The following is a 211-nucleotide window of genomic DNA, read 5'->3' as shown; positions in this document are numbered from 1 at the left end:
CTGGGCTAGCTGGATTCGAACCAGCGCATGACGGAGTCAAAGTCCGTTGCCTTACCGCTTGGCTATAGCCCATTAATATTTACTAGTATGGTTATCTTCTCAAAAAAATAAACCCTTTCAGGTTATTTTTAAGAAAATGGTGGAGGGGGGCAGATTCGAACTGCCGAACCCGAAGGAGCGGATTTACAGTCCGCCGCGTTTAGCCACTTCG

At 47.4% G+C, this 211-nt stretch carries 1 tRNA gene; it reads right to left on the bottom strand.

The features are described from left to right. Positions 1-72, bottom strand: a tRNA-Gln gene (locus ACQRBL_RS33040). Positions 73-211 lie beyond the last annotated feature (139 nt).

It is taken from the genome of Bacillus sp. AF62, from assembly GCF_050312695.1.
Lineage (GTDB): Bacteria > Bacillota > Bacilli > Bacillales > Bacillaceae_G > Bacillus_A > Bacillus_A cereus.
Note: the sequence above shows the minus strand (reverse complement) of the source record. Positions and strands in the feature narration are given on the sequence as shown.